At 70.0% G+C, this 23,446-nt stretch carries 24 protein-coding genes and 1 pseudogene; 3 read left to right on the top strand and 22 right to left on the bottom strand.

The genetic code is table 11. The features are described 5' to 3' along the window. Positions 1 to 150 precede the first annotated feature (150 nt). The 5 genes from SB754_RS06005 to SB754_RS05985 form a co-directional block, all read right to left on the bottom strand. Positions 151 to 858, bottom strand: coding sequence for an ABC transporter ATP-binding protein (locus SB754_RS06005; protein ID WP_410783268.1), 708 nt, complete (start codon positions 856 to 858; stop codon positions 151 to 153). Next, positions 851 to 1,759: an ABC transporter ATP-binding protein gene (locus tag SB754_RS06000; RefSeq protein WP_410781438.1), complete on the bottom strand. Its 909-nt coding sequence runs from the start codon at positions 1,757 to 1,759 to the stop codon at positions 851 to 853. The genes SB754_RS06005 and SB754_RS06000 overlap by 8 nt, the downstream gene beginning before the upstream one ends. Then, positions 1,756 to 2,988, bottom strand: a complete 1,233-nt coding sequence (locus SB754_RS05995; RefSeq protein WP_410781437.1) for a branched-chain amino acid ABC transporter permease — start codon at positions 2,986 to 2,988, stop codon at positions 1,756 to 1,758. Before SB754_RS05995 ends, SB754_RS06000 begins: the two co-directional genes overlap by 4 nt. Further along, positions 2,985 to 3,998 (bottom strand): branched-chain amino acid ABC transporter permease, encoded by a 1,014-nt coding sequence (locus tag SB754_RS05990; RefSeq protein ID WP_410781436.1) that lies wholly within the window; start codon positions 3,996 to 3,998, stop codon positions 2,985 to 2,987. Before SB754_RS05990 ends, SB754_RS05995 begins: the two co-directional genes overlap by 4 nt. Positions 3,999 to 4,111: 113 nt before the next feature. Beyond that, positions 4,112 to 5,335, bottom strand: a complete 1,224-nt coding sequence (locus SB754_RS05985; RefSeq protein ID WP_410781435.1) for a branched-chain amino acid ABC transporter substrate-binding protein — start codon at positions 5,333 to 5,335, stop codon at positions 4,112 to 4,114. A 217-nt stretch (positions 5,336 to 5,552) separates the two neighbouring features. On the opposite strand from SB754_RS05985, the gene SB754_RS05980 reads away from it, so the two are divergent. Continuing rightward, the gene (locus tag SB754_RS05980; RefSeq protein WP_410781434.1) at positions 5,553 to 6,614 is read left to right on the top strand and encodes a GNAT family N-acetyltransferase; all 1,062 of its coding nucleotides are present in this window, start codon (positions 5,553 to 5,555) and stop codon (positions 6,612 to 6,614) included. A gap of 85 nt (positions 6,615 to 6,699) precedes the next feature. On the opposite strand, the pseudogene SB754_RS05975 reads toward SB754_RS05980, so the two are convergent. From SB754_RS05975 to SB754_RS05925, 11 genes and pseudogenes are all read right to left on the bottom strand, one after another. Then, positions 6,700 to 6,804: pseudogene (locus tag SB754_RS05975) on the bottom strand (type II toxin-antitoxin system ParD family antitoxin); the annotation flags it as partial. 48 nt (positions 6,805 to 6,852) lie between these two features. Continuing rightward, complete coding sequence (gene mutM, locus SB754_RS05970) at positions 6,853 to 7,773, bottom strand: bifunctional DNA-formamidopyrimidine glycosylase/DNA-(apurinic or apyrimidinic site) lyase (protein ID WP_410781433.1); 921 nt, start codon at positions 7,771 to 7,773, stop codon at positions 6,853 to 6,855. Beyond that, positions 7,751 to 8,464: a ribonuclease III gene (rnc, locus tag SB754_RS05965; RefSeq protein WP_410783267.1), complete on the bottom strand. Its 714-nt coding sequence runs from the start codon at positions 8,462 to 8,464 to the stop codon at positions 7,751 to 7,753. The genes mutM and rnc overlap by 23 nt, the downstream gene beginning before the upstream one ends. A gap of 40 nt (positions 8,465 to 8,504) precedes the next feature. After that, on the bottom strand, positions 8,505 to 8,708 hold the full coding sequence (rpmF, locus tag SB754_RS05960) for a 50S ribosomal protein L32 (RefSeq protein ID WP_410781432.1): 204 nt from the start codon (positions 8,706 to 8,708) through the stop codon (positions 8,505 to 8,507). Between the two features lie 2 nt (positions 8,709 to 8,710). After that, positions 8,711 to 9,277 (bottom strand): YceD family protein, encoded by a 567-nt coding sequence (locus SB754_RS05955; RefSeq protein ID WP_410781431.1) that lies wholly within the window; start codon positions 9,275 to 9,277, stop codon positions 8,711 to 8,713. Positions 9,278 to 9,288: 11 nt separating this feature from the next. Further along, entirely contained in the window at positions 9,289 to 11,556 is a 2,268-nt protein-coding gene (locus SB754_RS05950; protein ID WP_410781430.1) for a transglutaminaseTgpA domain-containing protein, read from the bottom strand. Beyond that, on the bottom strand, positions 11,546 to 12,877 hold the full coding sequence (locus SB754_RS05945; protein WP_410781429.1) for a DUF58 domain-containing protein: 1,332 nt from the start codon (positions 12,875 to 12,877) through the stop codon (positions 11,546 to 11,548). The genes SB754_RS05950 and SB754_RS05945 overlap by 11 nt, the downstream gene beginning before the upstream one ends. A gap of 1 nt (position 12,878) precedes the next feature. Next, on the bottom strand, positions 12,879 to 13,988 hold the full coding sequence (locus SB754_RS05940) for an AAA family ATPase (protein WP_410781428.1): 1,110 nt from the start codon (positions 13,986 to 13,988) through the stop codon (positions 12,879 to 12,881). A gap of 10 nt (positions 13,989 to 13,998) precedes the next feature. Beyond that, on the bottom strand, positions 13,999 to 14,481 hold the full coding sequence (coaD, locus tag SB754_RS05935; RefSeq protein ID WP_410781427.1) for a pantetheine-phosphate adenylyltransferase: 483 nt from the start codon (positions 14,479 to 14,481) through the stop codon (positions 13,999 to 14,001). Between the two features lie 85 nt (positions 14,482 to 14,566). Further along, on the bottom strand, positions 14,567 to 16,798 hold the full coding sequence (locus SB754_RS05930; protein WP_410781426.1) for an ATP-dependent DNA helicase RecG: 2,232 nt from the start codon (positions 16,796 to 16,798) through the stop codon (positions 14,567 to 14,569). Beyond that, on the bottom strand, positions 16,795 to 17,661 hold the full coding sequence (locus tag SB754_RS05925; protein WP_410781425.1) for a hypothetical protein: 867 nt from the start codon (positions 17,659 to 17,661) through the stop codon (positions 16,795 to 16,797). Before SB754_RS05925 ends, SB754_RS05930 begins: the two co-directional genes overlap by 4 nt. Before the next feature lie 49 nt (positions 17,662 to 17,710). Here SB754_RS05925 and rsmD point away from each other — a divergent pair, with 49 nt between their 5' ends. After that, entirely contained in the window at positions 17,711 to 18,292 is a 582-nt protein-coding gene (rsmD, locus tag SB754_RS05920; RefSeq protein WP_410781424.1) for a 16S rRNA (guanine(966)-N(2))-methyltransferase RsmD, read from the top strand. Here the strand turns inward: rsmD and thiL are convergent. After that, on the bottom strand, positions 18,289 to 19,290 hold the full coding sequence (gene thiL, locus SB754_RS05915) for a thiamine-phosphate kinase (RefSeq protein WP_410781423.1): 1,002 nt from the start codon (positions 19,288 to 19,290) through the stop codon (positions 18,289 to 18,291). The two genes, rsmD and thiL, sit on opposite strands and share 4 nt — an antisense overlap. 25 nt (positions 19,291 to 19,315) lie before the next feature. Here thiL and SB754_RS05910 point away from each other — a divergent pair, with 25 nt between their 5' ends. Next, positions 19,316 to 19,813: a DUF3515 family protein gene (locus SB754_RS05910; protein ID WP_410781422.1), complete on the top strand. Its 498-nt coding sequence runs from the start codon at positions 19,316 to 19,318 to the stop codon at positions 19,811 to 19,813. Between the two features lie 3 nt (positions 19,814 to 19,816). On the opposite strand, the gene SB754_RS05905 is transcribed toward SB754_RS05910, so the two are convergent. The 5 genes from SB754_RS05905 to SB754_RS05885 are packed head-to-tail and all read right to left on the bottom strand — an operon-like array spanning position 19,817 to position 23,417. Continuing rightward, positions 19,817 to 20,914, bottom strand: coding sequence for a D-alanine--D-alanine ligase family protein (locus tag SB754_RS05905; protein ID WP_410781421.1), 1,098 nt, complete (start codon positions 20,912 to 20,914; stop codon positions 19,817 to 19,819). Beyond that, positions 20,826 to 21,956, bottom strand: a complete 1,131-nt coding sequence (locus tag SB754_RS05900; protein ID WP_410781420.1) for an NAD(P)H-dependent glycerol-3-phosphate dehydrogenase — start codon at positions 21,954 to 21,956, stop codon at positions 20,826 to 20,828. The genes SB754_RS05905 and SB754_RS05900 overlap by 89 nt, the downstream gene beginning before the upstream one ends. Next, positions 21,949 to 22,722: a lysophospholipid acyltransferase family protein gene (locus tag SB754_RS05895; RefSeq protein ID WP_410781419.1), complete on the bottom strand. Its 774-nt coding sequence runs from the start codon at positions 22,720 to 22,722 to the stop codon at positions 21,949 to 21,951. Before SB754_RS05895 ends, SB754_RS05900 begins: the two co-directional genes overlap by 8 nt. Before the next feature lie 54 nt (positions 22,723 to 22,776). Continuing rightward, positions 22,777 to 23,187 carry a type II toxin-antitoxin system VapC family toxin gene (locus SB754_RS05890; protein ID WP_410781418.1) on the bottom strand — a complete coding sequence of 137 codons (411 nt, stop codon included), beginning with the start codon at positions 23,185 to 23,187 and terminating at the stop codon, positions 22,777 to 22,779. Beyond that, on the bottom strand, positions 23,181 to 23,417 hold the full coding sequence (locus tag SB754_RS05885) for a type II toxin-antitoxin system Phd/YefM family antitoxin (protein WP_410781417.1): 237 nt from the start codon (positions 23,415 to 23,417) through the stop codon (positions 23,181 to 23,183). Before SB754_RS05885 ends, SB754_RS05890 begins: the two co-directional genes overlap by 7 nt. Between the last annotated feature and the right edge of the window lie 29 nt (positions 23,418 to 23,446).

Genomic DNA, 23,446 nt, shown 5'->3' with positions numbered 1-23,446 from the left:
AACGGTTCGAGATCGACCCAGTCCGCGGGCCACCTGCGCTCCCTCGCGACCTGGACCGCGACGCAGAAGCATTCGCCTCCGTCGAGTACACAAAAACTGCCCGCTTTCGGCCACGAAAGCGTGCAGTTTTTGTGTACTCGACGGTGGGGGTCAGGCTACGCCGAGGTAGGCCTCCTTGATCGCGGGGTCGGCGAGGAGTTCGCGGCCGGTGCCGGCGCGGGTGATGTAGCCGGTCTCCAGGACGAAGCCGCGGTGCGCGCGGGCCAGCGCCTGGTTGGCGTTCTGCTCCACCAGCAGCACCGTCGTGCCCTGCTTGTTGATCTCCGTCACGATGGAGAAGATCTGGCGGATGAACTGCGGCGCCAGACCCATCGACGGCTCGTCGAGGAGGAGCAGGCGCGGGTTCGACATCAGCGCCCGGCCGATCGCGAGCATCTGCTGCTCGCCGCCCGACATCGTGCCGCCGACCTGCGTCTTCCTCTCGGCCAGACGCGGGAACAGCGCGAAGACCCGGTCGAAGTCCGCTCCCATCGAGGAGCGGTCCTTGCGGCCGAACGCACCCATGTCGAGGTTCTCCATCACGGTCATACCCGGGAAGATCCCCCGGCCCTCCGGGGCCTGGGAGATCCCGCGGATGACGCGGATGTGCGCCTTCATCTTGGTGATGTCCTCACCGTCGAAGAGGATGGACCCTTTCGTCGGGTTGAGGATGCCCGAGATCGTCTTCATGGTCGTCGACTTGCCTGCGCCGTTCGCTCCGATGAGGCTGACGATCTCGCCCTCCTCCACCGAGAAGGACATGTCGTGGATGGCCTCGATCCGGCCGTAGGACACACTGATGTTCTTGAGTTCAAGCAACGTCATCTTCTGGCTCCCCGAGGTAGGCGGCGATCACGCGCGGGTCGTTCCGGATGGCCTCCGGAGTGGCGTCGGCGATCTTGCGCCCGAACTCGAGCACGACGATCCGGTCGGTGACGCCCATGACCAGGCGCATGTCGTGTTCGATCAGCAGGACCGTGTAGCCGTCCGCCCGGATGGTGCGGATGAGCTCCATGAGCTCCTCCTTCTCCGCCGGGTTGAAGCCGGCGGCCGGCTCGTCCAGGCAGAGCACCTTCGGGTCGGTCGCCAGAGCGCGCGCGATCTCGAGCCGGCGCTGGTAGCCGTACGGCAGCGACCGCGAGAGCGAAGCGGCGTGATCGGCGATGCCGACGAACTCCAGCAGCGCCATGCCGCGCTCGACCGCCGACTTCTCCTCGCGCGTGTGCCGCGGCAGACGCAGCAGGGCGCCGGGGACCGAGGTGCGGTGCCGGGCGTCCAGCCCGACCACGACGTTCTCGAGCGCGGTCATCTCGCCGAACAGCCGGATGTTCTGGAACGTGCGCGACAGCCCCATCCGGGTGATCTGGTGCTGCTTGCGGCCCTTGATCGTCTGGCCCTCCAGCAGCACGTCGCCGCTGGTCGGCTTGTAGACGCCCGTCATCGCGTTGAAGCAGGTGGTCTTGCCTGCGCCGTTCGGGCCGATCAGGCCCAGGATCTCGCCGCGCCGGATGTCGAACGTGACATCGTCGAGCGCCGTCAGACCGCCGAACTTCACCGTCAGGTTGCGCACCTCGACGATGTTCTCGCCGACCTCGACCGCGATCTCGCGATCAGGGGCCGCGGCCTCGGCGACCGACAGGTCGACGCCCGCGGCCTCCAGCTCGTCCTCGTTCACGCCGAGGGCCGGCTCCTCCGGAGCCGCGTTCTGCGCGTCCGTCATCGTGCGCCTCCCTTCGCGCCGTCGCCATCCAGGGACCCGGCGTCGACGACAGGCGTCGACGCGGTCGGCGTCCCCGGCCGTTTACCGACCGCCTCCGCCACGCGGGCGTAGGCGTGCCTGCCGTAGGCGAGCAGCTTCTGCCGCGCCGGGAACAGACCCTGCGAGCGGAAGATCATGATGAGCACCAGCGCGATCCCGAAGATCAGGTACTTGTAGTCGGCGATCACGGTGAACCGCAGCGGGATGTACGCCACGATCGCGCCGCCCAGCATGGCGCCCACCTTGTTGCCCGCACCGCCGAGGACGACGGCCGCGAGGAACAGGATCGACGTCTGGACGTCGAACTTCTGGTTGTTGACGAATCCGACCTGTCCGGCGAACAGCGAACCGGAGAGGCCGCCGACGCCGGCGCCGATCGCGAAGGCCCACACCTTGTACTTGAAGGTGGGGACGCCCATGATCTCCGCGGCGTCCTCGTCCTCGCGGATCGCGACCCAGGCGCGGCCGACGCGGCTGCGCTCCAGATTGCCGACGAGCAGCAGGATGACGATGATCACGGTCAGCGTCAGCCAGTACCAGGGCACGCCGTTCGAGTTGGAGAAGATCGGGATGCCGCGGGCGTTCTCCCCCGGCGGGTGGCCGACGTTCTGGAAGCCGACCTGACCCTTCATCGCCGGGATGATCGTGGCCAGGATGCGGACGATCTCACCGAAGCCGAGCGTCACGATGGCCAGATAGTCGCCGCGCAGCCGCAGCGTGGGGACGCCGAGGATGATGCCGAACGTCATCGTCACCGCGATGGCGACCGGGATCGTCCACAGGTACGGGATCTTCAGGAACGGAGAGTCGGGACTGGTCAGCATCGCCGCGGTGTACGACCCCACGGCGAAGAACGCGACGTACCCGAGGTCGAGCAGTCCGGCGTAGCCGACGACCACGTTGAGGCCGATAGCGATGAGCGCGTACACGGCCATCGAGAAGCAGGCCAGCGCCCAGTCGTTGCCGGGCTCGGTACTGAGCGGGAAGAAGTTCAGGTACGGCAGCGCGTAGGCGATGACGACCACGATCAGCAGCCAGGCCCACTGGACCGGCCGGGGCAGGTTGTTCCAGCGGTCGCGCAGCTGGGCGAACGGGCCGGTGCTGCGCTTGCCGCGGCTCGCCTCGAACTGGTCGACCGCCTGCTCTTCGCGCCCGTCCGGGAGGACCCGGGGACCTTCGGTCATGCTCATGCGCGGCTCCTTCCGAGCGAGGTGCCGAGGATGCCGCTCGGCTTGACGAGCAGCACCAGGACGAGGACGACGAAGGCGACGACGTCGGTCCACTGCGAGTCACCGAGCAGGATCTGGCCGTAGTTGCCGATCACGCCGAGGAGCAGACCGCCGAGCAGCGCGCCGCGGACGTTTCCGATCCCGCCGAGCACGGCCGCGGCGAACGCCTTCACGCCGAGGATGAAGCCGCCGTTGTAGATGACACCGGAGGGCACGAGCATCACGTAGAAGAGGGCGGCCGCACCGGCGAGGATGCCGCCGGTGATGAACGTGATCTGGATGATCCGCTCCTTGTTCACGCCCATCAGGGTGGCCGTGTCCGGGTCCTGAGCGACCGCGCGGATGCCGCGGCCGGTGCGGGTGCGGCGGATGAACCAGTCGGTCGCGATCATGAGGATCACCGAGGCGATGACGATGATCAGCTGCTGGCTGTTCACGATGGTCCCGAAGACATCGAAGATCGGCTGCGGGATGAACATGGTGACGGCCGGCATCGCGTTCGCTCCGACACCCGGGATCAGGAAGATCAGGTACTGGATCGTGAACGAGGCGCCGATGGCTGTGATCAGGAACACGAGACGTGGGGCGTTCCGTTTTCGCAGCGGACGGTACGCGACGCGTTCCAGGATCCACGCGGTGACGGCGGAGGCGAGCATACCGACGATGAGCGCCAGTATCAGGTCGCCGATCAGGGCTGCTGGGCCGAGGGTGGGTGCGCTGGGGCCGAAGCCCAGCGCGGTGAGGGTAACGACGACGCCGTAGGCGCCGACGATGAAGACCTCGGAGTGGGCGAAGTTGATCAGGTTCAGCACACCGTAGACGAGCGTGTAGCCGACGGCGATCAGACCGTAGACCGCACCGAAGGTGAGGCCGTCGAACGTTGCGCTCCAGAAGTTCTGGACGAGCGCGTTGACGTCGAAGTTGATCCAGGAGCTATCGAGGGCGGGATGGAGGACGAGGGTTTCGAGCATTCGAACATCCAGGGTTCAGTGCCGGATCATCGTCGATCCGGTCGGTAGCGAGCGTAGTCGAAAGAACGAGGGTGCCGCGGGCCCGGGGCCCGCGGCACCCTCCGGTGTCGCTATCAGCCGATCGTGCCGATCGGCACGATCTTGCCGCTCTCGACCTTGTAGCCGTAGACGGCCGGGGCCTGGAGCTCACCGGTGGAGTCCCACTTGTAGTGCTTGCTCAGACCGTCGGCGTCGTAGTTCTTCACGAAGTCGAGCAGGTCGGCGCGGGTCGTCTTGCCCTTGTCGATGCCGGAGAGCAGGACGGTGGCGGCGTCGTATCCCTCGATCGAGTAGGTGCCCGGCTCGGCGTTCGCGAGCTTCTTGTAGGCGGACTCGAAGTCGGTGATGAGCTCACCCGGGATGCAGGGGCAGGTGAAGTACGCGTTGCTGGACGCGTCTCCGGCCAGCTTGATGAACTGGTCGTCCTTCACACCGTCCGGGCCGACGAACGTGCCCTTGTAGCCCTTGTTGACCAGCTGCTGGTCGAACGGAGCGCCCTCGGCGTAGTAGCCGGCGTAGTAGACCGCGTCGGGCTTCGCGTTGATGATCTTGGAGATCACCGCGGAGAAGTCCTTCTGGCCGGTGGTCACCTTGTCGGTGCCGACGAGCGCGTCGCCGAGCGCCTTCGAGGTCTGGGTGCCGAGGCCGATGCCGTAGTCGGAGTCGTCCTGGACCAGGTAGACCTTCTTGGCCTGCAGCTTGTCCGTGAGGAACTTCGCTGCTGCGGGACCCTGGACGGCGTCGTTGCCGAGGCCGCGGAAGAAGGTCTTCCAGCCGTTCTGCGTCAGGCCGGGGTTCGTCGCCGACGGGGTGATGTGGACCAGACCCTGCTGCTCGAAGATGTTGCCGGTGGCCTTCGACTCACCCGAGAACGGGAGGCCGACGACGCCGACGATGTCGGCCTCGTTGACCGCCTGGGTGACCGGGCCGGTCGCCTTGTTCGGGTCACCCTCGGTGTCGAACTTCTTGAACGCGACCTGGCATCCCTTGTTGGACTCGTTGTGCTGGTTGATCGCCAGCTGGATGCCGTTGTAGATGTTGATTCCGAGCTGTGCGTTCGGGCCGGTCTCGGCGCCGACGTAGCCGATGGTCAGGCCGGCAGGGCACGTGGCCTTGCCGTCGCCAGCGGGGAGCACCGCGTCCTTCGGGACATCGACCGACGTGATCGCCGGGATGTCGACCTTGGACGAGTTCCCGTTGCTGGAACCTCCCGTGGACGGCTGGTTCGCACATCCCGCGAGGAACAGTGCGACTGACGCTGCAACAGCCGCACCGATGATGACTTTCTTCCGTAGCATCTCTTGCCTCTCGACGTTAATCCGTCACGAACTCGCCGTTTTCGCCGGTTCGTGCCACGAATATGTGTGCTGAGAATACAGGGCTCGCAACGTTTTGCAACCACGACTCGAACGCAGATTTACACGATCGAAACCAAACCGTGCCCCTGGCTTCACACGGTCGCGCGTCCCTGGTTAGTCTGAATGCCTGCCCGGACCGGCTCGAGGAGGTGTCCCGATGCACGTGATGCGGCTGCCCATCCCCGATGCGCTCGGCACGCGGGAGTCGGCCGCCTTCGAGGAGCTCGTCGGCGTGCTGAACGGCATCGTCGTCGACCTCTGGGGCGACGACGATTTCGTACAGACGGCGGAGCAGGCGCTCGCTGCGCACCGGGAGCAGGAGTACGCAGAACGGATCGTGCATGTCGCCGTCGAGGAGGGCACGATCGTCGGGCGCGTGGAGGCGATCTTCCCGCTCGACGAGGACTCGGAGACGGTGTCGCTACTGGTGGATGTGGCGCCGGCCGTGCGTGGGCGCGGGATCGGCTCGGCGCTGCTCGAGACGGGTGAAGAACTCGCGGCCGAGGGCGGACGGCGTGTCGTCTCCGTCTACACCGAGCACCCCATCCGCACTCTGGAGGGCGTCGACCGGTTCGTGCGGGCGCCGGCCGGGACGGCGGGGCTGCCCGCGGCGTCGCCCGACGTCCGGTTCGCGCTCCGCCACGGCTACTCGCTGGGGCAGGTCGAGCGATCCAGCGAGCTGCACCTCCCCCTTCCACCCGAGCGGGAGGCCGGGCTGACGATGACGCTCAACGGCTTCCGCCTGGTGTCCTGGTGGGGCTCGGCCCCGGACGAGCTGCTGGAGCGCTTCGCCACCATGAAGGCGCGGATGTCCACCGACATCCCGCAGAGCGGCATCGCCGTCGACCCGGAGGACTGGGACGGCGAGCGGGTGCGCTCGCAGGAACGCACCCTGGTCGCGCGCGGCGAACCGCTGCTGGTCACGGCGGCGGTGCACGAGGCGACCGGCGAGATCGCGGCCTACACGGAGCTGGCGGTCCCGGCGGACGGGACGAAGGCCGAGCAGTACGACACCCTCGTCGCGCGTGCTCACCGCGGCCACCGGCTGGGGACGGCGGTGAAGCTGCGGAACATCCAGGAGCTCGGCCGCCGCGCCCCGCACATCCGGCGCATCCTGACCTGGAACGCGGACGAGAACGACCCGATGCTCGCGATCAACCGCGCCTTCGGCTTCCGTCCGCATGCGCTCACCGGCCACTGGCAGAAGACCCTGTCGTGAGCTGGACGGTCGTCCCCGCGTTCCTCGGCGAAGTCCCAGATCGAGGAGAGGTCCTGCTGCGCGGCCGGAATGAGACGGAAAACCCTCACGACCGCTTCAACGCGATGAAGGCGTCCAAGTCGAAAGGCTCCGGCTCGCCGCTCGCCTCGCCCGCGAGGAGCGCGGCACGAAGGGCCGCGAGTTGCGTCTCCTGATCTTCGAGGGGTCACGTATGGAAGAGCGCTGACCCCTCCTGAACTCAGGAGGGCTTGCGGGGCGTGGGGGTGCGGAGGCGCTGGCAGTGCGGGCAGAAGTGGGAGCCGCGGTTCATGAACTGCTCGCGCACGATCGGGGTGCCGCAGCGCGGGCACGGCTCTCCCTGACGGCCGTAGGCGTTCAGGCTGTGCGAGAAGTAGCCCGAGGCGCCGTTCACGTTGACGTACTGCGCGTCGAAGCTCGTGCCGCCCTCGGCCAGCGCCTTCTCGAGGACGTGCCGCACCTCGGCGAGCAGAGTGCGCACCTTCGGGCGGCTCAGCGAGTTCGCCGGCTGGGCGTAGTGGATGCGCGCAGCCCAGAGCGCCTCGTCGGCGTAGATGTTCCCGATCCCGCTCACCAGGGTCTGGTCGAGCAGCGCCCGCTTGATGCCGGTGTTCTTGCGCGACAGCGCTGCGGCGAAGCGCGCGTCGTCGAAGGCGGGATCGAGCGGGTCCCGGGCGATGTGCGTCACTTGGGACGGGATGAGCGCCTCATCCGTGCCCAGCCCACCGTGCGCGCCGTCGGCGGTCGGCACCAGCGTGTCCACGGCCATGGACCCGAAGATCCGCTGGTCGACGAAGTGCACCCACAGCTCGCCGTGGTCGGGGCTCTCGATGTGCAGGCGGATGCGGAGGAGGCCCGCCTCCTCCGTCCCCGGCTCGCGCAGCAGGATCTGTCCGCTCATGCCGAGGTGCGCCACGATCGCACGACGAGGAGCACCGTCGAGCGGTATCCAGAGGAACTTGCCGCGACGGACCGGAACCTGCATCACACGGCCGGTCAGTAAGGTTTCGAAAGCCCCCGCGACGGGATCGTGCCGTTTCAGCGAGCGGGGCTCGAAGACCTCCACACCGAGGATGGTCGCGCCGGTGACCGCGGGAGCCAGTCCCGCCCGGACGACCTCAACCTCGGGAAGCTCTGGCACGTTTTCTCGTCAGTTCCGTCCACGCGCTGAGCGCCGCGGCCATCTCGGCCTGCTTCTTGCTGGTGCCCTCGCCGGTCGCGGTGACGAGCTCGCCGACCGCGACGGTCGCGTGGAAGGTCTTGGAGTGGTCAGGCCCGGTGTTCGTCACCGTGTAGACGGGGAGTCCGGCCCCGCGGTGGGCGGCGGCCTCCTGGAGGCTCGTCTTCGGGTCCATGGCGGCCCCGAACCGCTCGGGGTCGTCGAGCAGAGGCTCGATCAGGCGGAGCACGAGCGCGGTCGCCGCATCCCCGCCCACGTCGAGGTAGGCGGCGCCGATGAGCGCCTCGACCGTGTCGGCCAGGATGGACGCCTTCTCACGGCCGCCGCTCTGGTTCTCGCCACGGCCGAGGCGGAGGTACTCCCCCAGCCCGATGCCCCGCGCGACCTCGGCGAGGGCGACCGAACTGACCAGGCTCGCTCGTCGCTTGGCGAGCTCGCCCTCGTCGAGGTCCGGATTCTCACGGAACAGCTTGACCGTGACGGCCTGGCCGAGGATCGAGTCGCCCAGGAACTCCAGGCGCTCGTTGTTGGGGATGCCCCCGTGCTCGTACGCGTACGACCGGTGCGTCAGCGCAAGCTCGAGAAGCTCGGGGTCGATCTCGACCCCGAGCTTCTCGAGAAGTGCGCTGCGGTCAGTGTTCTCTCCGACCACGGTGTTCACTGCGCCTGTGTTCGCCGCTTGGGGGCGACGATCAGACGTCGGCGACCTTGCGGCCCTTGTACTCCATGAAGAGCTCGGTGCCGGCGGAGTCCTCCACGACCTTCGCGCGGTGCGGGAGGCTGTAGGTGACCTTGCCGTTCTCGATGGTCTTGACCAGCGTGGGGACCGAAGCCTTCCACTGCGAACGGCGGGCGTGGGTGTTGGCGCGCGACTGCTTCCGCTTGGGGACGGCCATGACTATCTCTTCTCTGTATTCGTTCCGCGAGGATTCGTACGGGGTTCATCGGTGTCGGAAGCCTGGAAGGCCGTGAGCGCAGACCAGCGCGGGTCGATGATCTGCGAGGGCTCACGATCCGGTACATCCGCCAGCCTCTCCCCGGTCTCGGGGTCGAGACCCGGGCAGTCCGGCCGGCACACCGGCTGGAAGGGCAGTGACAGCACCACCGCATCCCTGATCAGAGGTTCAAGATCCACGTGGTCGTCGTGAACCTCATGATCGAAAGCTTCGTCAGAAGGATACGCGAAAAGTTCCTGGAAATCGACTTGGACGGTCTCTTCGATGTCGGTGAGGCAGCGTCCGCACACGCCGACGGCCGTCGTCTCGGCATCGCCGGTCGCCAGGATGCCCTCGTGCATGGACTCGAGGCGGAGGTCGAGATCGATGGTCGCGCCCTCCGGGACGCTGAGCAGACCCTCGCCCAGTTTCTCCGTCACCGGGATGCTGATGCGCTGTTCGCGCATGGCGCCCGGGTGGCGGATGAGGTCGTACACATTGACCGCGTACGGGGAGTTCTTCGTAGTCACGAGGAACTATTTTACGCGGCGTTCCGGGGTCGCGCGGCGGAAGGCCAGCCCGCTGGCAGCAAGGACACAGGAAGCAGCGCGGCTTTCATCCGCAGGACAGGTCCGGCCTGCGCTTCGAGGGCCGACAGCACTGCGGTCAGGTCGTCGGCGAGCCCGCCCGACCACCGTCGCGACGGCGGACCGTAGGCGTCGCGCTCCAGCTCGGCGAGGAGCCGCCGCACAGCCTCCTCCCCCGGCGTGCCCGCCACCGCTGCGGAGACGCGCCCGGCGAAGACACGCGGGGTCTCCGTCGGCGGCGCCGACCAGCCCAGATCCCGCACCGTGTCCCGCAGTTCGGACCAGACGATCGTCGCGCCGCCCCACTCCTCCGTGAGTTCGCGCAACCGTCTCCGCCGGCGCAGGCGACGCCAGACGGCCGGGATGAGAAGCACGGCGACGGCCAGCAGTGCGACGCCGATCCCGGTCGCGATCGGCTGAGCGCTCGACTGCGGCGTGAAGCTCGCCGATCCGGACGGGTTGGCGGGGTCCGTGGGCACCAGGGCGCGGGGCGCCGCACCGGAGGTGGAGGCGGAGGTGGGCGGCGGAGCGGCGGGGTCCGTCTGCGGCCGGGTGTAGTCGGGAACCGTGCCGCGGCCGACGGTCGGCTCGAAGGGCACCCAGCCGACGCCGGCGAAGTACAGTTCCGGCCAGGCGTGCAGGTCGTCGCTGGTGACCGTGTACTCGCCGGGGTTGGTGGCCGTCCCTCCGCTCGTCGCTCCTGGCAGGTACCCCTCCGCCACGCGGGACGGGATGCCGAGCGTGCGTGCCATCAGTGCCATCGCCGAGGCGTAGTGGACGCAGTAGCCGCTCTTGACCTCCAGGAAGCGGGCGATCACGCGGGAGCCGTCGCCGTCGAAGCCTTGTTTGAGCGGCGTCTGGGTGGAGTACACGAATCCGTTGTCGCGGAAGTAGTCCTGCAGTGCGACCGCCTTGTCGTACTCGGTGAGCGCATCCTTCGTCGCCGTCAGGGCGGTCTGCTCGATGATCGACGGCATGTTCGGCGGGAGGAACAGGTCGCGCTGAACGTCCGCCGGCACGAAGCCGCCCGCCGCCTTCAGCTGGTCGGCAGTCGGTTCGAGGATCAGGCTCGTCGCGGTGTACTTCTGGTTCTGGGTGGTGGAGTTGATGCCGCCGATCGTGAGGTCGTCGGGATCCCACGACCAGGTCCCGCTGAGGCCCTTCACCGATCGCACCGGCGCCGGCGCGGGCAGCCACCGGCTCGTCATGTTGTCGATCTCGACCGTCGACGTGATCTTCGTGGTCTTCACGGCAGTGGACAGGCCGGCGACCGCCCCGATCGTGCTGCCGTCCGTGAGCCGCTTGGTGTCGCGTTCGCGGTGCTTCCACACCGACCCGGTGAACTGGTCCAGTGAGGCCAGCTTCAGATACTGGCCGTTGGCAGCAGACGTCGTATAGGTCAGAGCGCGCACGGCGGCCGGACGGCGGAGGTCCTTGCCGAGGTCGACCAGCGGCGTCACGGTCCCGCCGATCGAGATGCCGCCTGCGGTGAACGAGGTCGCACCACCCTGCTCGAAGCCCGGCGCCGTCCCGCCGAGGACCACCGCGACCACGACGGCCGCCGCCCCCACCGAGAAGGCCGCGCCGGGCCGCGGGGTGGCGGAGCGACGGGTGCGTACGTCACTGCGCAGCAGCCAGAGGTACGCCGCTGCGGAGGCCGCCAAGGCGATCGGGTCCAGTCCGTCCCCGAGCAGCGCGGCCGGCACGACCAGCACCGACGCGATGGCGACGGCGGTGAACGCGGGCGTCCGGATCGCGACCGCGAGGATGTCGAGCATCAGCGCCAGGAGGCAGCCCCCGCCCACGACGAGGAAGAGGAATTCGGGAAGCGCGTCGGCGGGCGTCCCCTGCTGGTAGATGGAGAGCATGGCCTGCTGCAGGTACTGGCCCCAGGCGGCGAAGGTCGCCGGGGTCGGGAAGAGACCGAGCAGTCCCGTTCCGCGACCGAACGCCGCGGTCATGATCGCGGCGCACTCCACCGCCAGCAGCACCGGCACGACGCCCCGCGGGACGCCGATGCTGCGCAGCGCTGCTCCCGTCGCCAGGACGAGCGCTGCGGTGCCGACCAGCGCGAACCACCAGCCGCCGCCCTGGATCAGCCCGATCAGCGCGTAGCTGACCGCGACCACCTGCAGCATGAGCGCACCGGTGATCCTCCAGTACCCGATCCGCCGACGCCCGGCGACGCGCGGGACGGCGAGGGCGATCGACTCAGTCGCCACTGGGCACCACCCGCGACCGCTGGCGGTGGAGGGCGCGCTGCCAGCACTCGGCAGGGTCCTCACCGGCCTCGAACCGTACGCACAGCCAGCCGGCGTCGGCGAGGATGTCGGCCGTCTCGGCCGGAGAGGAGGAGCCGACGAACGCCACCGCGGGGTCGCCCATCGACCGCAGCGACGCCAGCGCGCCGAGCTCCGCCGGCGCCGTGCCGGCCAGAACCGCGAAGACCGGGACCGCCCGTTCGGCCTTCCTGAGTCCGGCGCCCAGCTCCGCCACGGCGTCGTCTCGGGCCCTCACCGAGGTCTCGACCCCGGCGAGGTCGGCCAGCAGCATCCGGTCGGCGCTTCCGGAGTCGTAGGTCGCCGTCGTCGAGCCCAGGGTCCCGGTCCGGCCTGCGCCGCTCCGGCCGGACAACTGGCGATCGCCGGTCTCCACGACGCTGACGACGAAGCCCTCGTCGAGGAGGTGGACGCCGATCGAGGCGACGAGGTCGACCAGCGTCTCGAACTCCGCGGCGGCGGACGGCGCGTGCACAGGGAGCGGGCGCGTGTCGATCAGCATCCACGCCTCCGGGTTGCTGCGCTGCTCCTCCTGCCGCACCATCAGCTGGTCGTGCCGGGCGGTCGCGCGCCAATGGACCCGCCGCAGCGGGTCGCCCGGACGGTACTCGCGGGCGATCAGCTCGTCCGCACTCGGGATGCTGTGCCGGAGGAGCTCGTGCTCCGTCCCCTCGCTGTGAGCGACGTCCAGCTCTCCGCGCGAGAGCGGCACGACGCGCGGCGTCACCAGGAGCTGACGCGGCTGGCCGATGGCGTATTCCGCGTAGGCGACTCCGAACGGGTCGGTGCGGCTCACGACGAGCGGCCCGACCGGGTGCGCCCCGCGGCGCTCGGGGACGACATCCTGCCGCAGGACGACCGCGTCCCGGCCGAGCGGCCCGTCCGCCTGGTGGGCTCCGAGGCGCGGGAAGAGAGCCGACCGCTGCACGCCCACCGACGCCGGAGCGGACTCCCGCCAGCGGGCGGCCGGGCTGGGACGCGACGACTGGTTGCGGGCGGTGGTGACGATGGTCGTCCGCTCCCCCACCGCGACGACGTCGGGGTGGAAGCTGCGGGTCACCGTCAGTCGTGGCCGGTCGACCGTGACCGAGATCATCGCGGCGAGCGGCAGGACGGTCAGGAAGACGCCGACGAACAGCACGTCGGTCCGTCCGAGCAGGGCGGAGGCGACCAGCGCGGCCACGCCGACGCCGCCCAGGGTCCAGCCGCGCGCGGTCGGGCGCGGCCGCTTGAGCGGAGAGGAGGCGCGACCGCGGACCGGCATGCTAGCGCCCCGAACCGCCCGCAGCGCGGACCGGTCCGGCGCCGAGCGGGCCGGCGCCGAGCGATCCGGAACCGGACCCGGAGCCGACCGGGACCGGCGTCGAGGCGACGATGCGCCGGACGATGTCGGCGATCACCGGGGCGCTCTCGTGGTGGTGTCCGAGAGCGCGGCTGGTCGGCAGGAGCCGGTGGCCGAGAACGGGCACGGCCAACGCATCCACGTCGTCGGGCAGGACGAAGTCGCGGCCGGCAAGCGCGGACATGGCCTTCGCCGCGCGGATCAGCTGGAGGGTCGCGCGCGGGCTCGCGCCGAGGCGGAGGTCGCGGTCCTCACGCGTCGCGCGCACCAGGTCCACCGCGTACTGCTTCACGGGCGTCGAGGCGAAGACGTTGCGTGCGGTGATCATCATCGCCCGCAGCTCGTCCGAGGTGACGACCGGGCGGATGCGCGACAGCGGGCTCGACGTGTCGCGCGTGGTGAGCATGGCGAGCTCGGAGCCCTCGTCCGGGTATCCCATCGCGATGCGCGCCATGAACCGGTCGCGCTGAGCCTCCGGGAGGGCGTACGTGCCCTCCATCTCGACCGGGTTCTGCGTGGCGACCACGATGAACGGCGCAGCCAGCGGATACGTCGACCCGTCGACCGTGACCTGTCGCTCCTCCATGCACTCCAGGAGGGCGGACTGCGTCTTCGGGCTGGCCCGGTTGATCTCGTCGCCGATGACGATGTTGGCGAAGATGGCGCCCGGCTTGAACTCGAAGCGCCGCTCCACCTGGTTGTAGACCGAGACGCCCGTCACGTCGCTCGGCAAGAGGTCGGGGGTGAACTGGATCCGGCTCACCGTGCAGTCCACGGACTTGGCGAGCGACTTCGCCAGCATGGTCTTGCCGACCCCTGGAACGTCCTCGATCAGCAGGTGCCCCTCGGCCAGCAGCACGACGAGCGCCGTCTGTACCGCCTCGTGCTTGCCGTCGATGACCGACTCGACGTTGGTGGTGATCTGCTCGGCGGCGCGACGCAGCTCGTCCAGGTCCATCCGCACGACGTCGTCCGTCTGCTCCTCCGGAGCGACCGAGGACTCGGTGGGCTGGCGCGTCGCGTAACTGTTCATGGCTCTCAGCTCACGTCTCTTGGAGGTATTCGTGGACGGCCGCCGGCACGTACGGGCTGACGTCCCCGCCGAGGGCGGAGACCTGCCGGACGAGCGAGCTGGACACGTGCGCGTTGGCGGGGTTCGGGAGCAGGAAGACCGTCTCCACGTCGGCGAGGTGGCGGTTCACGATCGCCATCGGCGTCTCGTATGCCACATCCACCTGCGAGCGGATGCCCTTCACGAGCACGTGCGCGCCGACGTCAGTGCAGTAGTCCACCAGCAGCCCCATCGACCAGGAGGCGATGACGATGTTGCCGACGATGCCCGCATCCTCGATGGACCGCTCCAGCAGGGCGACCCGCTGAGCGATCGGCAGGAGTGCCGACTTGTCGGGGTTGTGGACCACGACGACGTGGACCTCGTCCCACATCCCCGCCGCACGCTCGATCACGTCGAGGTGCCCGAGAGTGACCGGGTCGAACGATCCAGGGACAACGGCGATCCTGTTCATAGACCTTCAGACTAACCCGCGGAAACCGGCATTTCGTTGTGAATCCGTTACCAACGGGTTTCGTCCGCGTGGCGGACGGCGCCTCTCAGGACTTGCCGAGGAACGCCCGCTCGCTCTCATCCAGCCGCCGGGCCAGCGCTGCAGCCAGGGCGGGATGCTGCTCCAGAGCAGGATCGCCCTCCAGCGTCTCCTCAGCGGCGACGCGGGCCTCCGCGATCAGCTCGCCGTCGGAGGCGACGCGCAGCAGCCGCAACGACGACCGGCCGCCCGACTGCCGGCTGCCGAGCACGTCGCCCTCGCGCCGCAGCTCCAGGTCGACGTTGGCCAGCTCGAAGCCGTCGAGCGTCGCGGCCACGGCCTCCACCCGCTCGCGGGCGAGGGATCCCTGCTCGGCGGCCGTCACCAGCAGGCACAGCCCAGGGATGTCGCCCCGGCCCACCCGGCCGCGCAGCTGGTGGAGCTGCGAGACGCCGAAGCGGTCCGCGTCGAGCACCACCATCGCCGAGGCGTTCGGAACGTTCACGCCCACCTCGATCACCGTCGTGGCGATGAGGAGGTCGAGGTCGCCCGCAGCGAAGGCCCGCATGACCTCGTCCTTCGTGTCCGAGGGCAGGCGGCCGTGGAGGACGCCGACGCGGGCGTCGCGGAAGAGCGGGTCGGCACGCACCTGTGCGGCGACGGCCTCCACGCTGGCGACCGGCCGCGGCGGTGCGCCGTCGGCCTGCTCGGCCTCGGGCTCCGGCTCCTCGCCGTCGTCCTCCGCATCCTTGCCCGAGATGGCCGGGCAGACCACGAACACCTGGCGGCCCTTCCCGATCTCTTCGGAGGCGCGCTCCCAGATCCGGCGCTCCCACCCGGGGCGGTCGGCGAGCGGAACGACGAAGCTCTCGATCCCCTGCCGGCCGGCAGGAAGCTGGGCGATCGTCGAGATGTCCAGGTCGCCGAAGACGGTCATCGCCACGGTGCGCGGGATCGGCGTCGCCGTGAGGACGAGGACGTGTGGCGGCGTTCCGCCCTTCGCACGCAGAGCCTCCCGCTGCTCGACGCCGAACCGGTGCTGCTCGTCGACGACGACGAGCCCCAAGTCGAAGAAGGTCACCGCGTCACCGAGCAGCGCGTGCGTGCCCACCACGATGCGCGCCTGACCGGACACGGTCCGCAGCAGGGCGCGCTTGCGTTCCGCCGCCGACAGCTGGCCGGTCAGGAGCGTCGGCATGAGCTGCGCGGAGAGATCCGGCCCCAGCATCGCTGCGATGGAGCGGAGGTGCTGCGACGCCAGGACCTCGGTGGGCGCGAGCAGCGCGGACTGACCACCCGAGTCGGCGACCGCCAGCATGGCGCGGAGGGCGACCAGCGTCTTGCCCGAACCCACCTCTCCCTGCACCAGCCGGTGCATGGCCGCCGTGCCGGCCAGGTCGCGCTCGATCTCGCCGCCGACGACATCCTGATCGCCGGTGAGGGCGAACGGCAGCGCGGCGTCGAAGCGCTCGAGCAGTCCACCAGGGACGGGCGTCCGCGGAGTTGCGGCGACCTCCCTCGTCGCAGCCCGCTGCTGCAGCAGAGCCGCCTGCAGCACGAACGCCTCCTGGAAGCGCAGCGTGTCGCGCGCCCGCTGCCACTGGGCGTCCTTCTGCGGGCGGTGGATGCCCTCGAGCGCGTCGCGGAACGGCACGAGCCCGCGCTCGGCCACCACGGCTTCCGGGATCGGATCGGGCACGGGCCCGAGCGCATCCAGTGCCAGCCCCACTGCCTTCTGGACCTGCCAGCTCGCCACCGTCCCCGTCGCCGGGTAGATCGGGATCGGCGTCAGCGCCCACTCCCTGGCGGCCGCGCTTCCCGGCACGACGGCGTTCTCGGCGTCCGGCTCGAACAGCTCGTAGTCGGGATGTGCCAGCTGCAGAGCGCCGCGGTACGCAGACACCTTGCCGGCGAAGATGCCGCGCACCCCCGGCATCAGCTCACGGGATCGCCACGCCTGGTTGAAGAAGGTGAGAGTCAGGATGCCCTCGCCGTCGGAGATCTTGACCTCCAGGATGCTGCCGCGCCTCGCCCGCATCGGCCGCTCCTGCACACGCAGCACCTCGGCGATGATGGTGACGTTCTCGTCGAGCGGGAGGTTCGCCAGGGCGGTCAGCTCGCCGCGCTTCGCATAACGCCGCGGGTAGTGGCTGAGCAGGTCGGCGATCGTGCGCATCCCGAACGCCTTCTCGAACGCCGACGCCGTCCGGCCGCCGAGGACGCCGCTCAGGCGAGCATCGAGGCCGACGGCGCCCGCATCGGAGTTCCCGGGGGCGGCCGGGGCGGAGGCGGAGGTCATGACTCGATGGTATGCGTCTCCCCCGTCACCGGGTGCTCTGTGCGGTCGTCCGCGGTACGCGCCTCGTCGTCTGTGGCCGCGGTGCTCCCGGTGGCCGCAGTGCTCCCGGTGGCCGCGGTGTCCGCCGGTTCGGCGAGCGCGGCGAGTTCGGCGAGTTCGGTGAGTTCGGCGGCGACCGCGGGCTCCTCCGGTCGCTCAGCGGCCAGAGTGCTCTGCAGGGCCAGCGCTTCGTTCGTGCGCCCCAGCTCCCGCAGGGCGCGCCCTACCGCCCACTGCGCGGCGAATCGCTGATCCGGAGTGCCATAGCGGTCGGCGTAGCGGACGGCGTCCTCGAAGGAGACGAGGGCGGCTGCGGCGTCGCCGTCGGCGAACCGGGCCCACCCGCGGACGTCGAGCAGCACGGCGCCCCAGCGCAGGATGCGTCTGTCGGTGGTGCCCACGAGGTCCGCCAGACCCTCCTCGATCCACTGGTCGGTGCGCGAACGGTCCGCCTCGGCGAGAGCCAAGGCCGACTCGATCGCCAAGCCGGTCTCGCCGTCCCGGCGTGCGGCTCGGAGCGCGGCTTCGAGCAGCGGGGCGGCCTCCTCCGGCCGGCCGGCGCCGACGCGCAGCCTGCCGCGCTCGAGCAGCACCCGGACCTCCAGAACGCCCGTCGCCGGCTCCAAGGAGTCCAGCAAGGCCTCGGCCTCCTCGGTCCGCCCCTGGAGGCCCAGCGCACGCGCGCGTTGCGTCTCCAGTTCGGCGCGCACGAGCTCCGACCGGTCCGGGCGCGCGGCAGCATCGGCGAGCCGTTCCGCGGAGGCGATCGGGTCGCCGGGGAGCCACAGGCGGTCGAGCTCTGCCTGCTCCAGGCGTTCCTCCATCCTCATATCTTGGCCGCTGGATCCGGCGCACCGCTAGGCTCGTGGGGCCATGACCCGAATCGTCGCCGGTTTCGCCGGATCGTTGACCCTCCAGGTGCCGAAGAGCGGCACGCGTCCGACCAGCGACCGGGTGCGGGAGGCCATCTTCTCGGCACTGGAGGCTCGTGACGCGCTGCGAGGGGCGAGCGTGCTCGATCTGTACGCCGGATCCGGCGCCTTGGGCCTGGAGGCAGGGAGCCGCGGAGCGTCGTCGGTGGTGCTCGTCGAGCGCAGCGCCGCGGCGGCCCAGGTGTGCCGGAGGAACGCGGCTGCGGTGGCGGCCGCAGCACGGTCCAGCAGCCGCCACGGCGGTCCCCCTCCCAGCATCGAGGTGCGGGCGGCCTCCGTGCAGTCGTACCTGACGCAGGCCGCTGGACCCTTCGACGTGGTCTTCATCGATCCGCCGTACGACGTGGGCGATGCCGACGTCTCGGCCGTGCTGACCGCTCTCGTGCCCCTGCTCTCCGAGGAGGCCGTGGTCTGCGTCGAGCGGAGCGCGCGCGGCGCAGAACCCGCGCTCCCCGACGGGCTCGTGCTCGAACGGCGGAAGGACTACGGAGAGACGGCGATCTTCTGGCTCGGACCGGCCTAGCCGCTGCCGCCGTCCCACTCCAGGTACGGGTCCCAGCCGCCGCGCTCGTCGAACGGCACGCCGTCGACCAGCAGACCGGTGCCCTCGCGGACGGTGCCGACGGCACGGAAGCCGCCGGGAAGCGACGTCCCGGCCGGGAACGCGGCGAACAGGCCGTGGTCCTCGCCGCCGGTCAGCGCCGTGCGCGCATCGGGCCCGAGAGCACTGGAGTCGAGGTCGACGGCGACCCCGCTGGCCTCGGCGACGCGCCGCGCGTCCAGCGCAAGACCATCGCTGAGGTCGAGCATCGCGGTGGCGCCGGCGAGGGCGGCGAGCGGGCCGTCCGCGATCGGCGGCGTCGGCCGGAGCTGAGCGCCCACCGACTCGGGATGCGCGGCAGCCACGCCGGCGAAGCGTTCCGGGTCCGGCTCCCCCGTCGCATCCACCGCCTCGGCGAACAGGTGCCGGAGGCCGGACGCGGCCTGTCCGAGCGCACCCGAGACCGCGACGACGTCGCCGGGCCGGGCGCCGCTGCGGAGGACGGGCGCACGACCCTCCAGGTCGCCGAACGCCGTCACCGCGAAGGTGAGCGTTGCGGACACGGACAGGTCACCGCCGACCACCCCGCACCCGGGTGCGAGCGTCTCGCAGGCGAGCCGGAAGCCATCCGCGACGCCCTCCAGCCATTCCACGGTCGTCTCGGGCGGGGCCGCGATGGCGACGACGAGAGCGGTGGGGACGGCGCCCATCGCGGCGACGTCGGACAGGTTGGTCGCCGCGGCCTTCCAGCCGAGGTCGACCGGGCCGGACCAGGCGAGCCGGAAGTCCGGACCGTGGACCATCATGTCCGTCGTCACCACGAAACGACCGTCGGGCGCCGCGAGCACGGCGGCGTCGTCGCCGGGCCCCACGAGCGTCGCCGAGGACTCCGGGAGACGCGGGAAGATGCGACGCAGCGCCTCCCGCTCCGACGCCTCGCCGAGGGTGAGGCCGGACGGATCGCTCCCAGAGATTCCCATGATCTGAAACGGTAGCCTGAAACCGATGACGTCCCCTCGCCGAACCCTCCCGGCCCTCCTCCTCGCCGCCGCCGCGCTGCTCCTCGCCGGCTGCACGCCGACCGTCTCGCTCGACCCGGCGGAGGGCGCGAACGCCCCCGGGTGCGCGGAGATCAGCGTCCGGTTGCCGGACACCGTCGCCGACAAGGCGGCGCGCGAGACGGACGCGCAGGCGACAGGGGCGTGGGGCGATCCGGCCGCGGTCATCCTGCGCTGCGGTGTGCCGCCCATCGGCGCGACCACGAAGCCGTGCGTCAACGTGAACGGCGTCGACTGGGTGCTCATGACGGACCCGGCCGCGAAGACGATCGTCTACCAGACGTTCGGGCGCACACCGGCGACGGAGGTCATCATCGACCACGTCTCCGGGGTGTCGGACTCGTCGGTGCTGCCGGAGTTCGCCAGCGCGATCTCCACGATCAAGCAGACCGAGAAGTGCCTCTCCACGCTCGACACGGACCCGACCGCGACGCCGACGCCCTGATCGCTAGGCGGCGGCGCGGGCCAGGGCGACCTGGATGAGCTCGTCGATCAGGGCCGGATAGCTGAGGCCGGACTCCTGCCAGCAGCGCGGGAACATGGAGATCGGCGTGAAGCCGGGCATCGTGTTGATCTCGTTCACGACGAATCCCTCCGCCGTCAGGAAGAAGTCGACGCGGGCCAGTCCTTCGCCGCCGATGGCGTCGAAGGCGCGGATGCCGAGGTCGCGCATCTCGGCCAGTTGCTCCGGGGTCAGGTCGGCGGGGCAGACCAGGTCGATGCCGGGAGCCTCCAGGTACTTGGCCGCGAAGTCGTAGAAGTCGCGGCCGCTGAGCACGATCTCACCGGCGACCGACGCCCGTGCGGACTCACCGGGACGCCCGCCCAGGACCGCGATCTCGACCTCCCGGCCGGCCACCATCGACTCGATCAGGACACGGTCGTCCTCGGCCAGAGCCGTCGCCATGGCGTCATCGAGCCCGGACCAGTCCGTGATCTTCGTGACGCCGACGCTGGACCCGGCCCGAGCCGGCTTCACGAACGCCGGAAGCCCGAGCGCGCGGGCGCCGTCGCGGATCGCCTCCGGGGCGGTCGCCCACTCGTACGCCGAGACGGTCCGCCACGGGGCCACCGGGATGCCGGCCTGCTGCAGCACGGTCTTGGTGAAGTGCTTGTCCATCCCGAGCGCACTGGCGAGAACGCCGCTGCCGACGTACGGGAGGCCGACGAGCTCGAGCATCCCCTGAAGGGTGCCGTCTTCTCCCCACGGCCCGTGGAGGATCGGGAACACGATGTCGACGTCGCCCAACGACGACCGGGTGCCGTCCGGGCGTGCGACAGAGAGTTCGCGCGTCGTCGCGCTCTCGGGCCAGACGATGCGGGTGCCGTTGTCGTCGACCTCGGGCAGCTTCTCGGCGTTCAGCGCGAAGCGGGCCGCGTCGTCCGGCTGGAGCGTGAATGCACCCTCGTGGGTGATTCCGATCGGGATGACGTCATAGCGGTCGCGGTCGATCGCCTCAAGAACGCCCGCCGCCGTCGCGCAACTGATCGAATGCTCGCTTGAGCGACCCCCAAAGAGAAGCGCGACCGCGATCCTGTCCGTCATCCAAAGTCCTTTCGCCTTGCGGCTCGTCCGAATCCGTCGTCAGATGCGGTGCGATGTCTTTCGGATCGAGCGTACCGGCGAGCACCTGGCTCACCTGACGGACGATCGGCATTTCGACTCCGCGCGCTTCGGCGAGGTTCAGGATGGGCGCGACGGAGGCGAGACCCTCCGCCGTCTGGTTCATCTGCTTCACGACGTCGTTGAAGCCGTAGCCCTGGCCGAGCAGCCGCCCGGCGGTGTTGTTCCTGCTGAGCGACGACTCGCAGGTCGCGATCAGGTCGCCCAGGCCGGCGAGGCCCGACAGCGTCTCGGGCTTCGCGCCGTACGCCACGGCGAAGTCGGTCATCTCGACCAGGCCGCGGGTGATGATCGACGCCTTCGTGTTCTCGCCGTAGCCGACGCCGTCGACGATGCCGATGGCGACCGCGATGAGGTTCTTGAGCACGCCGCCGAACTCGGTGCCGATGACGTCGGTGTTGACGAAGCTGCGGAAGTAGCGGTTCGTCGCCGAGATCGCCACCGCCTGTGCTGTTTCGAGGCTCGCGGAGGAGACGACCGCCGCGGTCGGCTGCTCCCGGGCGATCTCCAGCGCCAGGTTGGGGCCGGAGGCGACGGCGATGCGCTCCTGCTCGATCGGCAGGCCCTGGGCGATCACCTCGCTCATGCGGAGGCCGGTGCCCTTCTCGACGCCCTTCATCAGGCTCACGACGACGGTCTCCGGGCCGAGGAACGGGATCATCGCCTCCAGGTTGGACCGGAGGGTCTGGCTCGGGATCGAGACGAACACCTGCTCGGCGTCGCTCATCGCCTCGCCGAGCCGCGAGGTGGCGCGCAGGTTGCGGGGCAGGTTGATGCCCTCCAGGTAGTCGCTGTTGCGCTTGACCTCGTTGATCTCGCGCGCGAGCTCGGGGCGCCTCGCCCAGAGGACGACGTCGGAGCCGCCGTCGGCGAGGATCTTCGCGAACGTGGTCCCCCAGCTGCCGGCGCCGAGGACGGCGATCCGGCGGGGGCGGACGACGGGAGCCTTCACTGCCTTAGCCATCGAAGCGGCCGGTCTCCTTCTGGTTGTGCTGCGACGGGTCCCACCGCTCGGCCGGGGCCTTCTCGCCGCGGAGGTCCTCCAGCAGGGCGGAGATCGCATCCATGATGACCGCTGTCGCCTCGGTGAGCGTCGCGTTGTCGAGCGGCCGCCCGCGGAAGGCCGACAGGTCGACGGGGTCGCCGATCTTGACGTCGATGGTCTTGCGGGGGAACCAGCTGATCTTCTTGCCGTAGCGCGCCATCACCTGCTGGGTTCCCCAGTGGGCGAGCGGGATGACCGGGAGGTCGAGCTCGAGCGCCATGCGCGCGGCGCCCGTCTTGCCGCGCATGGGCCACATCTCGGGGTCGCGGGTGAGCGAGCCCTCCGGGTAGATGACGACGATCCGGCCCTCTTCGACGATCTTCTGAGCCGCCTCGAGCGGAGCCGCACCGCGTGCGCTGCCGCCACGGGAGACCGGCACCTGCCCGGACCTGCGCAGGAACCACCCCGCCACCGGGATGCGGAAGAGACTCTCTTTCGCGAGGAACCTCGGCAGCCGGCCCAGCTTCCACGCGACCATGCCGACCATGACCGGGTCGATCTCGCTGTAGTGGTTCGGCGTGAGAATGTACGCGCCGGTACGCGGAAGCTTGTCGCCGTCGACGATCCGGAACCGTGCCAGCAGGCTGCCGATCGGGACGACGAGGCCGGCGAGGACCCAGAAGACGGACGGGCGGCTCTTCTCGGAGCGCTGCTTCTTCACGGGTGAATCGGTAGGAGGCACCATCCCATTATCCGTGACGGTCATCGCGGTGACGGCATGCGCAGTTCGGACGGACGTTCATGCCGTCACCGTCACCGGGCGGAGGTCGAGCTGCGGGATGCCCGCGAAATCGCCCGGGTTGCAGGTGTGGAGGGGCAGATCGCGCGAGATGGCGGTCGCCGCGATGAGAGCGTCGAACGCTCGGGCAGTGGGCTTTCTCCCCGCCTCGCGCAGAGAGTGGGCGACCTGCGCGAACGCGCGCGCGGCCGCCGAGTCGAACGGGATCGGGTCGAAGTCCGCCTCGGCCAGCTGCAGATGCGCCTGGCGGGCAGCCCGCTCCACTTCGTTCGTGGCGACGAGCGGCCCGACCGACAGCTCGGCCAGGGTGACGGCGCTGATCGATGGGATGTCCGGCAGCTCGCCCGGGTCGGCGACCCGGTCGAGCAGGATCAGGGTCGAGGTGTCGAGCAGTCCCGGCCGCATCACCATTGCTGGTCCACGACCGCGTCGATGTCGGACCGCAGAGCGCGCGGGTCGACCGGCGGGAGGGTTCGCCGCGCTGAGATGAGCGCGGAGAGCGCTCGCCCCGGCCCGGACAGCGGTGACAGTTCGGCCACCGCCGCCCCGTCACGCGTGATGGTCAGGTGTTCGCCGCGTGCCACCCTGTCGAGGATGTCGCCGCCATGGTTGCGTAGATCTCTCACGCTTACAGTCTCCATGCGGGGACTGTATCACGGGTGAGACACGA

The organism is Leifsonia sp. SIMBA_070, assembly GCF_046534635.1.
GTDB lineage: Bacteria > Actinomycetota > Actinomycetes > Actinomycetales > Microbacteriaceae > Leifsonia.
The sequence above is the reverse complement of the archived record's forward strand: the minus strand, read 5'-3'. Positions and strand labels throughout refer to the sequence as shown.

Bases quoted from the DNA above. Each gene is read 5' to 3' on its own strand.
- SB754_RS06000 (WP_410781438.1), bottom strand. From the start codon at position 1,759: ATGACGGACGCGCAGAACGCGGCTCCGGAGGAGCCGGCCCTCGGCGTG.
- SB754_RS05995 (WP_410781437.1), bottom strand. From the start codon at position 2,988: ATGAGCATGACCGAAGGTCCCCGGGTCCTCCCGGACGGGCGCGAAGAG.
- SB754_RS05990 (WP_410781436.1), bottom strand. From the start codon at position 3,998: ATGCTCGAAACCCTCGTCCTCCATCCCGCCCTCGATAGCTCCTGGATC.
- SB754_RS05985 (WP_410781435.1), bottom strand. From the start codon at position 5,335: ATGCTACGGAAGAAAGTCATCATCGGTGCGGCTGTTGCAGCGTCAGTC.
- SB754_RS05980 (WP_410781434.1), top strand. From the start codon at position 5,553: ATGCACGTGATGCGGCTGCCCATCCCCGATGCGCTCGGCACGCGGGAG.
- rpmF (WP_410781432.1), bottom strand. From the start codon at position 8,708: ATGGCCGTCCCCAAGCGGAAGCAGTCGCGCGCCAACACCCACGCCCGC.
- SB754_RS05945 (WP_410781429.1), bottom strand. From the start codon at position 12,877: ATGCCGGTCCGCGGTCGCGCCTCCTCTCCGCTCAAGCGGCCGCGCCCG.
- SB754_RS05940 (WP_410781428.1), bottom strand. From the start codon at position 13,988: ATGAACAGTTACGCGACGCGCCAGCCCACCGAGTCCTCGGTCGCTCCG.
- coaD (WP_410781427.1), bottom strand. From the start codon at position 14,481: ATGAACAGGATCGCCGTTGTCCCTGGATCGTTCGACCCGGTCACTCTC.
- SB754_RS05930 (WP_410781426.1), bottom strand. From the start codon at position 16,798: ATGACCTCCGCCTCCGCCCCGGCCGCCCCCGGGAACTCCGATGCGGGC.
- SB754_RS05925 (WP_410781425.1), bottom strand. From the start codon at position 17,661: ATGGAGGAACGCCTGGAGCAGGCAGAGCTCGACCGCCTGTGGCTCCCC.
- rsmD (WP_410781424.1), top strand. From the start codon at position 17,711: ATGACCCGAATCGTCGCCGGTTTCGCCGGATCGTTGACCCTCCAGGTG.
- thiL (WP_410781423.1), bottom strand. From the start codon at position 19,290: ATGGGAATCTCTGGGAGCGATCCGTCCGGCCTCACCCTCGGCGAGGCG.
- SB754_RS05910 (WP_410781422.1), top strand. From the start codon at position 19,316: ATGACGTCCCCTCGCCGAACCCTCCCGGCCCTCCTCCTCGCCGCCGCC.
- SB754_RS05905 (WP_410781421.1), bottom strand. From the start codon at position 20,914: ATGACGGACAGGATCGCGGTCGCGCTTCTCTTTGGGGGTCGCTCAAGC.
- SB754_RS05900 (WP_410781420.1), bottom strand. From the start codon at position 21,956: ATGGCTAAGGCAGTGAAGGCTCCCGTCGTCCGCCCCCGCCGGATCGCC.
- SB754_RS05895 (WP_410781419.1), bottom strand. From the start codon at position 22,722: ATGGTGCCTCCTACCGATTCACCCGTGAAGAAGCAGCGCTCCGAGAAG.
- SB754_RS05890 (WP_410781418.1), bottom strand. From the start codon at position 23,187: ATGGTGATGCGGCCGGGACTGCTCGACACCTCGACCCTGATCCTGCTC.
- SB754_RS05885 (WP_410781417.1), bottom strand. From the start codon at position 23,417: ATGGAGACTGTAAGCGTGAGAGATCTACGCAACCATGGCGGCGACATC.